Annotated in this window: 15 protein-coding genes; 13 read left to right on the top strand and 2 right to left on the bottom strand. The window is 41.3% G+C overall.

The window, feature by feature from the left end:
• Positions 1-126: 126 nt before the first annotated feature.
• The 5 genes from pruA to ACY3XC_RS26650 all read left to right on the top strand — a co-directional run bounded on the left by pruA (position 127) and on the right by ACY3XC_RS26650 (position 6884).
• On the top strand, positions 127-1674 hold the full coding sequence (pruA, locus tag ACY3XC_RS26670; protein ID WP_464871255.1) for an L-glutamate gamma-semialdehyde dehydrogenase: 1548 nt from the start codon (positions 127-129) through the stop codon (positions 1672-1674).
• Between the two features lie 349 nt (positions 1675-2023).
• Complete coding sequence (nirB, locus tag ACY3XC_RS26665; RefSeq protein ID WP_464871254.1) at positions 2024-4438, top strand: nitrite reductase large subunit NirB; 2415 nt, start codon at positions 2024-2026, stop codon at positions 4436-4438.
• 6 nt (positions 4439-4444) lie between these two features.
• Positions 4445-4765, top strand: coding sequence for a nitrite reductase small subunit NirD (nirD, locus tag ACY3XC_RS26660; protein ID WP_464871253.1), 321 nt, complete (start codon positions 4445-4447; stop codon positions 4763-4765).
• A 37-nt stretch (positions 4766-4802) separates the two neighbouring features.
• A complete protein-coding gene (cobA, locus tag ACY3XC_RS26655; protein ID WP_464871252.1) occupies positions 4803-6248 on the top strand; it encodes a uroporphyrinogen-III C-methyltransferase in 1446 nt (481 codons plus the stop codon).
• 9 nt (positions 6249-6257) lie between these two features.
• Entirely contained in the window at positions 6258-6884 is a 627-nt protein-coding gene (locus ACY3XC_RS26650) for an NAD(P)-binding protein (protein WP_464871251.1), read from the top strand.
• Between the two features lie 19 nt (positions 6885-6903).
• Here ACY3XC_RS26650 and ACY3XC_RS26645 read toward each other — a convergent pair whose 3' ends face one another.
• Positions 6904-7080, bottom strand: a complete 177-nt coding sequence (locus tag ACY3XC_RS26645) for a hypothetical protein (RefSeq protein WP_179159332.1) — start codon at positions 7078-7080, stop codon at positions 6904-6906.
• 164 nt (positions 7081-7244) lie between these two features.
• Between ACY3XC_RS26645 and ACY3XC_RS26640 the strand changes: the two genes are divergently transcribed.
• Entirely contained in the window at positions 7245-8297 is a 1053-nt protein-coding gene (locus ACY3XC_RS26640; RefSeq protein ID WP_464871250.1) for a glycoside hydrolase family 15 protein, read from the top strand.
• 50 nt (positions 8298-8347) lie between these two features.
• Here ACY3XC_RS26640 and ACY3XC_RS26635 read toward each other — a convergent pair whose 3' ends face one another.
• Positions 8348-8554 (bottom strand): hypothetical protein, encoded by a 207-nt coding sequence (locus ACY3XC_RS26635; RefSeq protein WP_179159334.1) that lies wholly within the window; start codon positions 8552-8554, stop codon positions 8348-8350.
• A 252-nt stretch (positions 8555-8806) separates the two neighbouring features.
• On the opposite strand from ACY3XC_RS26635, the gene aceB reads away from it, so the two are divergent.
• The 7 genes from aceB (at position 8807) to gatC (ending at position 14179) form a co-directional block, all read left to right on the top strand.
• Positions 8807-10399 carry a malate synthase A gene (aceB, locus tag ACY3XC_RS26630; protein ID WP_464871249.1) on the top strand — a complete coding sequence of 531 codons (1593 nt, stop codon included), beginning with the start codon at positions 8807-8809 and terminating at the stop codon, positions 10397-10399.
• Between the two features lie 31 nt (positions 10400-10430).
• Entirely contained in the window at positions 10431-11708 is a 1278-nt protein-coding gene (gene aceA, locus ACY3XC_RS26625; RefSeq protein WP_464871248.1) for an isocitrate lyase, read from the top strand.
• A gap of 48 nt (positions 11709-11756) precedes the next feature.
• On the top strand, positions 11757-11906 hold the full coding sequence (locus ACY3XC_RS26620) for a hypothetical protein (RefSeq protein ID WP_464871247.1): 150 nt from the start codon (positions 11757-11759) through the stop codon (positions 11904-11906).
• Between the two features lie 156 nt (positions 11907-12062).
• Positions 12063-12494, top strand: coding sequence for a YueI family protein (locus ACY3XC_RS26615; protein WP_464871246.1), 432 nt, complete (start codon positions 12063-12065; stop codon positions 12492-12494).
• A gap of 295 nt (positions 12495-12789) precedes the next feature.
• Positions 12790-13332, top strand: coding sequence for a hypothetical protein (locus tag ACY3XC_RS26610; RefSeq protein WP_464871245.1), 543 nt, complete (start codon positions 12790-12792; stop codon positions 13330-13332).
• A gap of 33 nt (positions 13333-13365) precedes the next feature.
• Positions 13366-13722, top strand: coding sequence for a hypothetical protein (locus tag ACY3XC_RS26605; protein ID WP_179159341.1), 357 nt, complete (start codon positions 13366-13368; stop codon positions 13720-13722).
• Positions 13723-13885: 163 nt separating this feature from the next.
• Positions 13886-14179 (top strand): Asp-tRNA(Asn)/Glu-tRNA(Gln) amidotransferase subunit GatC, encoded by a 294-nt coding sequence (gatC, locus tag ACY3XC_RS26600; protein ID WP_179159343.1) that lies wholly within the window; start codon positions 13886-13888, stop codon positions 14177-14179.
• Positions 14180-14187 lie beyond the last annotated feature (8 nt).

Below are 14187 nucleotides of genomic sequence, written 5' to 3'. Positions count from 1 at the left end.
TGACTGACTTCTTGGTCGGGTTTTTTACCAAAATATTCCTCCTGGGTCTGCCCATTGATAGCTATAAAAGAAACATGTTAGAATGTACAAGGATGTAATGTTTTTACTACATAGGAGGTTTTAGACATGGTACAACCTTATAAGCATGAACCATTCACAGATTTTAACAATGAAGAAAACCGTCAAAACTATTTAAACGGTTTAAAGACAGTTGAAAGTTACTTAGGCAAGGACTACCCACTTGTAATCGGTGGGGAAAGAATAACAACTGAAGATAAAATCGTCTCTTATAATCCATCTAATCACAAAGAAGTAATTGGCAGTGTATCCAAAGCTAGCAGGGATCTTGCGGAACAGGCTATGCAGGCAGCGGTTGAAGCATTCAAATCATGGAAAAAGGTGAAAGCTGAAGTACGTGCGGATGTATTATTCAAAGCTGCGACCATTATTCGCCGCCGTAAGCATGAGTTCTCTGCCCTTTTAACAAAAGAAGCAGGTAAACCATGGAGAGAAGCGGATGCAGATACAGCGGAAGCAATTGACTTCCTTGAATATTATGGCCGCCAAATGCTGGCACTTAAAGATGGTGTTCCAGTAAATAGCCGTCCAAACGAATTTAACCGTTATAACTACATTCCGCTAGGCGTTGGTATTATTATTTCACCTTGGAATTTCCCATTAGCAATTATGGCTGGTACAACAGTCGCAGCGATCGTTGCTGGTAACACGGTTCTTTTGAAACCGGCTTCTACGACTCCTGTTGTGGCAGCAAAATTCGTTGAAGTAATGGAAGAGGCAGGTCTTCCTAAAGGCGTATTAAACTTTGTACCAGGAAGCGGTGCAGAAGTTGGGGACTACTTAGTAGACCATAAAGATACTCGTTTCATCAGTTTCACCGGTTCACGTGATGTTGGACTTCGTATTTTCCAACGTTCTTCTAAAGTAAACCCAGGTCAAGTTTGGATGAAGCGTCTGATCGCTGAAATGGGCGGTAAAGATACGATTGTAGTTGACTCAGAGGCAGACCTTGAGCTTGCTGCACAATCAATCGTTGCAGGAGCATTTGGTTTCTCAGGCCAAAAATGTTCAGCATGCTCTCGTGCGGTTATCGTTGAGGATGTTTATGATACCGTATTGAATCGTGTGGTTGAATTAACGAAGGAATTAACAGTAGGTGACCCAACTGAGCAAGGAACATTCATGGGTCCTGTTAACGACAATAATGCATTTAAGAAAATCATGGAATATGTAGAAATCGGCAAGCAAGAAGGTAAGGTATTGACTGGCGGCGAAGGAGATAATTCAAAAGGCTACTTCATTCAACCAACAGTGGTTGCAGACCTAGCTCCAGATGCACGAATCATGCAGGAAGAAATCTTTGGTCCAGTGGTTGGTTTCACGAAAGCAAAGGATTTCACGGAAGCAATTGAAATTGCGAACAATACTGAGTACGGTTTAACTGGTGCAGTAATCACCACGAATCGTGAACACCTTGAGCAGGCTCGTGAAGACTTCCATGTTGGTAACTTATACTTCAACCGTTCATGTACAGGTGCGATTGTTGGTTATCAGCCATTCGGCGGCTTCAACATGTCTGGAACGGACTCCAAAGCAGGCGGACCTGACTACTTGTTGCTTCATATGCAAGCTAAAACAACATCTGAGATGTATTAATACCCAATTTTTAAAGCCCAATTCATATGAGTTGGGCTTTTTCATTCGTGGATTTATGGTAAATAATGTCTAATAGTCCATAACCCCTTGAAAATAGTCCAAAACTATTAAAAAAAAGTCCATACCCTCTGGAAAAAGTCCATAACCCTCTGAAAATAGTCCAAAACTTTTTTTCTCCTACAATTTCGAATTTATATTTGACAATAATGTGAAATGATTCACAAACTAACAGTGAATTGTGAAGTACGTCACAATCAATCAGCCCCCTCAACATTTACAATGTTTTTATAGAGAAAAACATCATTAACGTAAATTCATAGATAAACCACTATAAAGGAGCGAATCCAATATGAAAAAACTAGTGATGATCGGAAACGGGATGGCGGGAGTTAGAACTATAGAGGAAATTCTTAAACTTTCACCAGAGCAATTTGAAATTACTATTTTTGGACAAGAGCCACACCCAAACTATAATCGCATAAAATTATCAAATATCCTTCAAGGAGATACGAGCTTTGAAGATATCATAATAAATTCATTAGACTGGTATAAAGAAAATAATATTCAGTTATTTACTGGTGAAGCAGTAACCAAGATTGATACACAAAAAAAGCTTGTACTATCCGACCAAGGCCGTGAAGTAGTGTATGATGAACTCATTATTGCCACAGGTTCCAATTCTTTTATCCTGCCAATTCCGGGTGCGGAAAAATTAGGTGTGACCGGGTTTCGTGATAAAAAAGATTGTGAAATGATGATCAATTCAGCGAATCACTATAAAAAGGCAGTGGTAATCGGCGGCGGGCTTCTTGGACTTGAAGCAGCAAGAGGATTACTGAACCTTGGGATGAAGGTCGATGTTGTACACCTTATGCCAAGTTTAATGGAGCGTCAATTGGATCCAATTGCTTCCTCGTTACTAAAAGCTGAGCTTGAATCACAGGGTATGAAATTTTTGATGGAAAAAGAAACGGTTGAAATTATCGGAGATGAGCGCGTTGCTGGTCTGCGTTTTAAAGATGGGACATTTGCGAGAGCGGACCTTGTAGTAATGGCAATCGGAATAAAGTCGAATACCAGTGTAGCGAAAGACAGCGGAATTTATGTAAATCGTGGAATTGTTGTTAATGACTTTATGGAAACAAGTGCACCGAATGTGTATGCTGTTGGGGAATGTGCTGAGCATAGGGAAATTGTCTACGGCTTGGTTGCGCCATTATACGAGCAAGGTAAAATTCTGGCGGAAAGAATCTGTGGGAAAGATGCAGCACCATATGAAGGCTCAGTAACTGGAATTCAACTTAAAGTGGCTGGGGTGGACCTTTACTCTGCAGGTGAAATTTTTGAAGATGGTACCACTAAATCCATTATGGTCTACAACGAATACGAAGGCATCTATAAACGGGTATTAGTCCGCAATAACAGAATTGTTGGGATTGTACTATATGGTGATACAAAAGATAGTACAAGATTGTTCCGAATGCTGACCAAAAAAGAGGATATCACTGGGGTGTCCATTTTTGAATCACAATGTTCAGCCGAAGTCGGAAGCGGCGACATTGCTTCGATGCCAAATGATGAATTGGTATGCGGATGTAACGGTGTTACGAAAGGTGCAATCGTTGAAGCAATCAAAACGCAGGGTCTGACTACTCTCGATCAAGTAAGTCATTGTACCAATGCCGGACGTTCTTGCGGACGCTGTAAACCGATGGTGAATGACATTTTAGCCTATACACTTGGTGACCAATTCGATGCAGCTGCGGCGCAAAAAACAAGCATTTGTGGTTGTACAACCATCAGTCGTGAAGAATTGATTGCTGAAATTAAAGAAAAAGGCTTAACAAGTGTTAAAGAAGTTATGAACGTTCTAGAATGGAATAACGAAGAAGGATGTACGAAATGCCGTCCTGCTATCAACTACTACCTAGGAATGATTCATATGGACGAATACAAGGATGATCGTGACTCACGTCTAGTAAATGAGAAAATGCATGCGAATATTCAGAAGGATGGCACCTACTCAGTCGTTCCAAGAATGTATGGTGGTGTGACAAGTGCGGCTGATTTGAAAAAAATTGCTGAGGTTGCTGAAAAGTATGAGGTACCATTGGTGAAATTAACCGGAGGGCAGCGGATTGGTTTGTTCGGAGTGAAAAAAGAAGACCTGCCAAGCATGTGGGAAGAGCTTGATATGCCATCAGGTTATGCCTATGGGAAAACACTGCGTACGGTTAAAACCTGCGTGGGAGCTCAATTCTGCCGCTATGGCACACAGGATTCAATGGCACTTGGGATTGAGCTCGAGAAGAAATTTGAACGTCTTGATACCCCGCATAAAGTAAAAATGGGTGTGTCTGCCTGTCCAAGAAACTGCTCAGAGGCTGGAATTAAAGACATTGGCTTTGTTGGAATTGATGGAGGCTGGGAAATTTATGTGGCTGGTAACGGCGGTGTCGATCTTCGTGCGGGTGACCTGTTAGCTACGGTAAAAACAGAAGCGGAGGTCATGGAATTGACCGGTGCCTACCTTCAATATTACCGAGAAACAGCGAATTACTTGGAGCGTACTTCTAAGTGGGTAGAACGTATTGGCCTAGAGCATGTCAAAGAGGTCCTTGCTAACGAAGAAACGAGAAAAGCATTAAATGAGCGTATTGATCAAACATTGAAAAAGTACATTGAGCCTTGGAATGAAGCAATCGAAAGTGAAAATATTAAAGATAAATATTATGCCGTACACACTGTCAAGGCAGGGGAGTGATTATAAATGATTTTAACAAAAACTCGGACTCTAGTTGCTAGTTATTCTGACCTCCCAGTAAGGGCAGGATATTCTGTGAAAATACATGATAATGATGTGGCGTTATTTAAGGTTACAAAGGGTAAGGTATTTGCGATTGAAAACCAAAGTCCGCATCCAAAAGGCGGTGTCATAAACGAAGGTCTAGTGAGCGGTGAGTTTGTTTTCTGCCCAGTTTATGATTGGAAAATCTCATTAGCGGATGGGAAAGTTCAAGCACCAGATGAAGGCCAGGTAAAGACCTATCAGGTGGAAGTAGAAGGAGATAACGTTTATATTATAATATAAGAGCTTTTTATAAAGCGTTTGGAAGGATGGCTGCAGGATGAAAACAGGAAAGGTATTTCTAGTAGGAGCAGGGCCGGGGGATGTTCGCTTAATCACGGTAAAAGGAATGGAGGCAATCCAGCAGGCTGAAGTTATTTTATATGACCGGCTTGCCAATCCAAAGTTATTGGAGTTTGCTCCTGATGATTGCGAGCTGATTTATTGCGGCAAATTACCTGACCGCCATATTTTACGCCAAGAGAATATCAACGACCTTTTAGTTGAAAAGGCACTGGAAGGTAAAGTGGTAGTCAGACTAAAGGGCGGAGATCCTGGTGTTTTTGGACGAGTTGGCGAAGAAGCAGCAGCCCTTGCTCATGATCAAATTCCATTTGAAATTGTTCCTGGCATTTCATCGGGGATTGCAGCCCCCCTTTATGCAGGAATTCCTGTTACCCATCGGGAGCATGCAGAATCGTTTGCAGTCGTAACGGCGCATGATAAATCAGTAGATGGCAAGCCGATGCTTGACTGGGAAGGCCTTGTCCGCGGCGTTGATACGATTGCTTTTTACATGGGCGTAGCTAATCTGCCATATATCTGTGAAAATCTTATCACGCATGGCAAACCAGCTGCCACGCCAGTCATTTTAATTCAGTGGGGAACATTCGGGCGCCAGAAGACACTACAAGGCACTCTAACAGATATTGCAGCAAAGGTATTACAGGCTAAGTTTAGCAACCCGTCCATTATTCTTGTCGGTGAAGTCATTTCCCTCCGTGAAAAAATCAGCTGGTTTGAAAAAATGCCCTTGTACGGCCGTCAAATAGTACTTGCCCGTACTGGTGAAAGTGTTAGTGGCATTGCGAAGGAATTGATGGAAAAGGGCGCAGATGTTATCGAGTTTCCAAAATGGAAAAAGACTATATTGCCTGTTGAGCTAGGTAATATTACCGAATACGATAAAATTTTGTTCGCATCCCCTGAAAGTGTCGGAGAATTTTTTAATGCAGTTATCGAAAAGGGGATAGATATTCGGAGGATACCTGCTGATTTCTATGGGTGCTCCAGCAAATCTATTAACGCATTAAGAGAGCGTGGTTTTCTTGCTAGACTCATCGAGGACATGCCACAGGAAGGTAGCTTGCTGGTTGTCGGAGAGAATAATAACTATGATTTTGAAAATGCCGACTTCCTAGTCACGAGTAAAAAAACGCTAGACCAGCAGTTTCTGCCTATTTTTCAACGAATGCTAGCGGAAGCTGACATTAATACGATGGTATTTCCAAGCGCGGCATCTGTTGAGGTATTTATTGAAAGCCTGAAGGAATGCGGTATAGACGTGTTTGACCTTTTAAAAAGTGTACAAGTGGTATGTATGGGACAGCAGACAAAAGAAGCGGTTGAACGCGCGGGCTTAGTGTTAGCTGGAATGCCTGATTCCCCAACAAGAAAAGCTTTGGTGGAATACTTAATCAGCCTGGAAATGCCTGAGGAAAGGTAGGATGAATACTTGAATTCGAACTATCCGATTATGTTACGACTCGAGGGAAAAAAAGTAGTGGTCATTGGCGGCGGCAGGGTTGCAGAGCGAAAAGTAACCGGACTGCTTGGTACGGGCCCGCTTATCACCGTGATTAGCCCCCAGGCTACCGATAAACTTAAGGGACTGGCAAGTAGTGGATTGATAGAGTGGCTTGAAAAGTCCTTTTCAAAAGAAGACATTGAAGGTGCGTTTTTAATTTTTGCTGCTACGAATGACAATGAGTTAAATCAGTCTATTAAAATGGCAGCGGGCGAACAGCAGCTGGTGACTATTGCCGATGACCCAGATGGATCCGATTTTCATGTTCCCTCACAGATTCAACGGGGACGATTGAGCATTGCTGTATCAACAGGCGGTGCTAGTCCAACACTGGCAAGGAAAATCAGGGAACAGCTAGAAAACCAATTTGATGAACAGTATGAAGAGTATCTAGAATTCCTATTTACTTCCAGGCAGCGAATATTAAAAGAAGTGAAAGACCCCTCTAGAAAAGGAAAAGTATTAACCGCAATCGTAAATGAGGAGTTCTTGAAAAGTCCAAATCGCGAAGCTGATTTTGCAAGGCTTTTGCAAAACATAGAAAATGACGTGTGAATTCGCACGTCATTTCTTTTTATAAATTAATAGGGTTGTTATCGTACTCCTCTAATTGTTCTTGTAAATTCATAATGTAATTCATCATCGCAACTCTTACTATCGAAGGGTAATATCGGCTATTAAGTTCTTGTTCACATTCCTCTAAGTCCATCCTTTTAACAGCAATAATTTTATTTAATTCATCCACGCTCATTGCTATTCTCCCCTACTATCAAAACCTTCATGTTTCTCCACTCTCCTAATCTATTTTTATAGTAGTAAGCATAGACAACTTTTTCATAGTTTATACACGGTTTTTTTTGTATAAAAAGGCTGCAAACGGGTTAGAAAGATAGGTAAAAAGTAAACGGGGTTGAAATGATGAATGAGAAAATATTTCATAGCTATCAAATTTTAGATCAATTACGTTTGCCGCATGGATTGTATTTGGCCTCTTCGTCAAAGGACTATCATTATGTTTGGTTACGAGATTCTTTCTATATGTCCTTACCGTATTTAGAAAAAAACAATCAAATTTATGAAATGACCTACCACCGGATATTGGACTTATTTAGAGAATACGAATGGAAGTTGGATATTCATACCGTTCAAAGGCCAAGAGAGCAATGGGAGTACATTCACGCTAGATACTCTGCTTCTGAAGTAAGGGAAATAGATACACCTTGGGGACATGCTCAGCATGACGCCATTGGAGCCATCCTTTGGGGGATTGGGATGGGCCAAAAGAAAGGTAAAAATATCCTAAGAGACGATAAGGATCACGAGATTGTACAAAAGCTGGTTGGCTATTTAGGCTGTGTACAGTACTGGGAAGACGCAGACAATGGTATGTGGGAAGAATGGAGGGAAATCCATTCAAGTTCTGTTGGGGCGTGTGTAGCAGGCTTACAGGCTGTAAAAGATTTAGTATTTGTGCCAGGAGAATGGATTACGAAGGGCAGGCAGACCCTGGCTAATCTTTATCCACATGAAAGCAGTGACCGTCCATTTGATTTAGCGCAATTGAGTTTAATCTTCCCATATGGGGTATTGATGGGGGAGGAATCGAGAGTGGTAGTAGACCAAATTGAATCAAACTTATTGCGTGAACGCGGGGTTATCCGCTACAAGGGTGATTCCTATTATTCCACAGTTGAACATGAAGGAAGGCATCACGATTTTCCGTTTTATTATGGTACGGAGGCGGAATGGACATTTGGGCTGCCGTGGCTGGCGCTTTGCCATTTAGAGTTAGGCAATGTTGAAAAAGCAAATCATTATATAAATCGAACAGAAAAGGTAATGCTCAGTGACGGGAGCTTGCCAGAACTGTATTTTGCAAGAACAGATAGCTATAATTCCAATACACCGCTAGGATGGGGAAGTGCCATGTATATCCTAGCAAAAGAGCGTTATGAACATATTTTATAAGTGGAGGGCTGCCCGAGAATATCGGCAGCCCTTTTGGGTTCGTTCAGCATTTATTCCAAAGGAGAGGTTTTAGCTGAATTTTGTGCTTGTGTAACAGCCGATAATGCGGAAGATATTTCGTTGGAAGCCTGTTTCATTGCTTCCTGAGCTAGGGTTGGATCAGAATTTGCTTTTTCAATTGCTTGACTAAGCAGGGTTTGCGTCAGTGTTACATTCGCTTTCGCTTGATTTAATTGGTTGACATCAATTTGTGGCATAACATCTATTCCCCCTTAAATTAATATTGAATCACCTCTATATAATGACCTTCCATCTGCTAATTATTATTGGAAAAAGTCACCTTTTAACTGAACGAGTCAGATTGGAAATAATACTTAAGAAAACTTCAACAGGGAATTTGTACCTATTTTTGAAAATTTTCTGAAAAAGTAGTTCCATTTTGAAAATCATTGTTATATAATACAACACATGGATATACACTGTATTATAACAAAGAGGTGAATACGTTCATGTCGACGCAAACAACAGGAATTGAAGTAGTTGGTGCCAAGAAGGCGCGATACGATGAGGTTTTAACACCAGAAGGTTTGAAATTTATCGAGGAACTCGAGCATAGCTTTGGTGCAAGGCGAACTGAACTGTTACAGTACAGGCAAAAACGCCAAGAGGAATTGAATCACGGAAAACTTCCGGATTTCCTTCCTGAAACAAAGCAAATTCGTAATGGGGACTGGACAATTGCTCCATTGCCAAAAGACCTCCTGGATCGCCGGGTAGAGATTACTGGACCCACGGAAAGAAAAATGGTCATCAACGCACTAAATTCGGGTGCAAAGGTTTTTATGGCAGACTGTGAAGATGCTGCTTCACCAACCTGGGAAAATATCGTCGAGGGACAAATCAACTTAAGAGACGCAGTAAATCGGACGATTTCCTATGAAAATCAAAATGGAAAAAGATATGTGCTGAATGAGGAAACAGCAGTTTTATTTGTAAGACCGCGTGGACTTCATTTAGAAGAGAAACATGTGCTGCTTAATGGCAAGCCTATTTCTGGGAGCTTTTTCGATTTTGGAATGTACTTTTTCCATAATGTAAAAAACTTGCTGGCCGGGCGAACAGGTCCTTATTTTTACCTGCCAAAGCTAGAAAGCCATTTAGAAGCGCGGCTTTGGAATGATGTCTTTATTTTTGCGCAGAAAAAACTTGGGATACCACAAGGAACGATTAAAGCGACAGTCTTAATTGAGACCATTATGGCAGCATTTGAAATGAATGAAATTCTATTTGAATTAAAGGAACACTCAGCAGGCTTAAACTGCGGCAGATGGGATTATATTTTTAGCTATTTGAAGAAACTGCGTAACCATGAAAATATCATTCTTCCAGATCGATCCCAGGTAACGATGACGGTACCATTTATGCGTTCCTATTCATTGCTTACTATTCAAACTTGTCACCGACGGAAAGCACCTGCAATTGGCGGGATGGCGGCACAAATACCGATTCGCGACAATCCGCAGGCTAACGATGAAGCATTCGCAAAGGTCCGTGCTGATAAGGAACGGGAAGCATACGATGGTCATGATGGTACATGGGTCGCACACCCGGGTCTTGTACCGGTAGCACTAGAAGTGTTCAATCGAGAAATGCCGATGGCTAATCAGATTCATACAAACAAACAACAAAAGATTACGATAACAGCCAGTGATTTGCTCGAGACACCAAACGGTAAAATTACCGAAGAAGGTGTGCGCGTAAATATCAATGTGGGAATTCAATATATTGCTTCGTGGTTATCTGGAAGAGGAGCTGCACCCATTCATAACTTAATGGAGGATGCGGCAACAGCTGAAATCTCTCGGGCTCAAGTTTGGCAGTGGATCCGTCACCCAAAAGGTGTACTCACGGATGGAAGAAAAATAACTGCCGATCTGTATGAGCAATTTAAATCTGAGGAATTAGAGAAAATACAGGCTGAAATTGGATACTGCGCATATGAAAATGGCCGGTTCACTGAAGCGGTTGAGCTATTTGACAGCTTGATCCTAAATGATGAGTTTGTAGAGTTTTTAACATTACCTGGGTATAAGCTTTTATAAAAAAATAATAGATTAATAGGAGGAATTTAAAATGACAAATTCAAGAGCGAAGGAATTACAAGAAAGCTGGGAGTTAGATAAACGTTGGAATGGGATTACTAGACCGTATACAGCTGAGGATGTTATTAAGCTTCGTGGTTCTATTGATATCGAGCATACATTGGCTAGACGTGGTGCAGAAAAGCTTTGGCAGCAAATGAATGAAGAAAGTTACGTTAATGCACTAGGGGCGTTAACTGGGAATCAAGCGGTTCAGCAGGTAAAAGCTGGGTTGAAGGCAATTTACCTAAGTGGCTGGCAGGTTGCAGCAGATGCCAACCTTTCTGGAAATATGTATCCGGACCAAAGCTTGTATCCAGCAAACAGCGTACCGAATGTGGTAAAGCGAATTAACCAAGCACTTCAGCGTGCCGATCAAATTACTCATTCAGAAGGCGATGATTCTATCGACTGGTTTGTTCCAATTGTTGCTGACGCAGAAGCGGGCTTTGGCGGACAGTTAAACTGCTTTGAATTGATGAAGGGAATGATTGAAGCAGGAGCTGCAGGCGTTCACTTTGAGGATCAGCTTTCCTCTGAGAAAAAATGCGGTCACTTAGGGGGTAAAGTCTTACTTCCAACTCAAACAGCGGTTCGGAATTTAATCGCAGCTCGTTTGGCTGCTGATGTTATGGGTGTTCCAACGATATTGGTTGCACGCACGGATGCAAATGCTGCTGAGTTAATTACGAGTGATATTGATATGAACGACTCTCCGTTCATTACGGGTGAGCGGACGGCAGAAGGATTTTTCCGGACAAAAGCAGGTCTTGATCAGGCGATTGCCCGCGGCTTAGCCTATGCACCATATGCTGATTTAATCTGGTGTGAAACATCTGAGCCAAACATTGAGGAAGCGAGACGTTTTGCAGAAGCGATTCATGAAAAGTTCCCTGGTAAAATGCTTGCCTACAACTGTTCTCCATCCTTCAACTGGAAGAAGAAACTTGATCAAGAAACGATTGCAAAATTCCAGCAAGAGCTTGGAAAAATGGGCTACAAGTTCCAATTTGTAACTCTTGCAGGCTTCCATGCCTTGAACCACAGCATGTTTGAGCTTGCCCGCGGCTACAAAGAGCGCGGCATGGCTGCATACTCCGAATTGCAGCAGGCTGAGTTCGACAGCGAGCAATACGGCTACACAGCAACAAGACACCAGCGTGAAGTAGGAACAGGCTACTTTGACCAAGTTTCCATGGTCATCACGGGCGGAACATCCTCTACGACCGCGTTAAAAGGGTCAACTGAAGAAGAGCAATTTACAAAGTAATCTTACGGCAAATCCCCCTTCTCCGTAATGGAGAGGGGGATTTTTGGCTTGGCAGGAGAATTACTTGCGGATGGCGGAAAATACTTGCGGATGGCGGAAAATACTTGCGGATGGCGGAAAATACTTGCGGATGGCGGGAAATACTGGCGGATGGCAAGGAAACACTGGCGGATAGCAAGAAACACTGGCGGATGGTGAGAAACACTGGCGGATGGCAAGGAAACACTGGCGGATAGCAGGATTTACTCTCGGATAGCAGAAAATACTCTCTGATAGTGACGACTTTTTTGGAAATGAACATTTTTTAGGGTATTATCATACATAATAGTAGCCCTTTTAATGGAGTTGATCTGTTTGAAAAAGCCGAACGTGGAGGAAGTCCTTCAACAGGGAATACATGGACCTTTGGAAACGAAGCCGGATGAAAGGCGGAAATTTTTAGGTACCTTACGAGAACGCATCATTCTTGCTCTTAAGAAAAGTCAAGTGGCAGAAGCAACGATTTATCCCCAAGTGGAGAAGGAAATGAAGAAAAATCCTCAGGTAAATCTCTTGCTAAATGGAAATCTGGACTATACCGTCTTATCCAAGTATGTAAAATTAGCAGCCAAACACAATATTGAGCATAAAATTGTAACCAACAAAGAACATGATACAGAAGTGGGCTTATTGCTTGCGATGGACGAAGCGATTGATAAAGAAGATATTTACATCACCCAAAAAGAAATTAGTCAGCCTGAACCACAAAAAAGCAAAGGACTTTTTGCGAAACTTTTTAAACGATAAACACAAAGGAAGCAGTCTATCCCGACTGCTTCCTTTGTTATTCACAAGGTTCATTAGAAGGGGGTATTTTGAACTATATTTGGGTATAACTGGAATTTAACAAAAAATTAGAATATTATACTAGTAAGGAGATTACCATTTAAACCACTAATAAGGAAGGGAGTACACTAAATAGCAACCTCATAATGGGAACGAAAAGAAAAATGGTCAGGTAGGAAGTCGGGATTTTTTTGTCTTGTACTTTTTACTAGAGATTACTAGATTGCTAACCTCTGACCAATCTAGGAGGAGAATTATGAGAAAATGTAAATTACTCTTTATTGTGATTGTTCTAATGATTATACTTTCAGGATGCAAATATCCAACTCTGGAAAAAGCCATCGCAGAAACAATCCCTTTTGAAGTACAAGAAGTTTTATACAAGAAGAAAGTTGATGGAATCACTATAGTTCTGTACTCTACGAAAGCAGAAGGGGAAGAAGTTAAACACTTAAAAGAACCGGTACTGGGCGTTTCTTTCTTTGAAGGGAACGATGAAGAAGGATGGAAAAATGATGGTCCGAATGGGTGGGAGCATGCGGAGAGCGAAACCTATTCCATTTATCATGAGAACTACACCAAGTACGATGACAAAGGTAATGTTCTTAAGGATATTTACGTTGTGTTTGGAGAAATCAATAATGAGAATATTACAGCCATCGAAATAGCCGATCAGGATAGTGAAGAATACAAAAAAGCAAAGATAATGAAAGAAGGAAAAAAACGATACTATGTTGGAATAGGCTACCGGCCAAAGGTCAAGGCTTTAAATGGTAATGGCGAGGAAATTCCACAATAGTTTAATACATATTGAAATTCTGGGGATGGATATATGCTAGAAAATAAATCACTTTTGACTTCATCATTGATTTTATCGATCGGTATCATAATAGGCTGTTATCTGCTTGCTTCAAAACCAGTCTCAGAAGTAATTGATTCTTCCAGTAAATCCGAGGTACAAGGCAGCATACTACTGAATATAAAAGAAACATCTGTACTTTTAGGGATATCAGAAGATGAATTAAAAAAGATTATGGCTGAGGAAAAAAGAATATTAAATACTACAGGTTCTTATGATGGCCCCATGCTTCCATATATTGTTATTGAGGGAAAGCAGTATTTTGAAAGAACACAATTATTATTATGGGCACAAGAATCAGCGACACTGCACAAGGAATATGGATTGTAGATAATGGTTTGAAAAATCAGGAGCTGCGGCTCTTTTTTTTATGCTATCAATCTAAAAAGCGATGCTTTTGCCAATACTGATGAGGGAATCATTGCGGTAAAGCGGAAAAGTTTGGTATTATCAATAATAAAATGATTACACAAAAGGGATTGGGGGTAAAAAAATGACACGAATCTCAAACGAGCAAGTGAAACATGTAGCAAACTTGGCTAGATTAGCGATAACTGAAGAAGAGGCTGAGAAGTTTACGAAACAGTTGGACGCGATTATTACATTTGCAGAACAGTTAAATGAATTAGATACGGAAAATGTGGAACCAACCTACCATGTGCTGGATATGAAAAATATCTTCCGTGAGGACATCAAGCAAACAGGACTGCCACGTGAAGAAGTACTAAAAAATGCGCCAGACCACCAGGATGGACAAATTAAAGTCCCAGCAATCATGGGGGAGTAGGGGGAAAG

The organism is Bacillus sp. CZDM1, from assembly GCF_055502545.1.
This window is presented reverse-complemented; position numbering and strand designations above follow the sequence as displayed.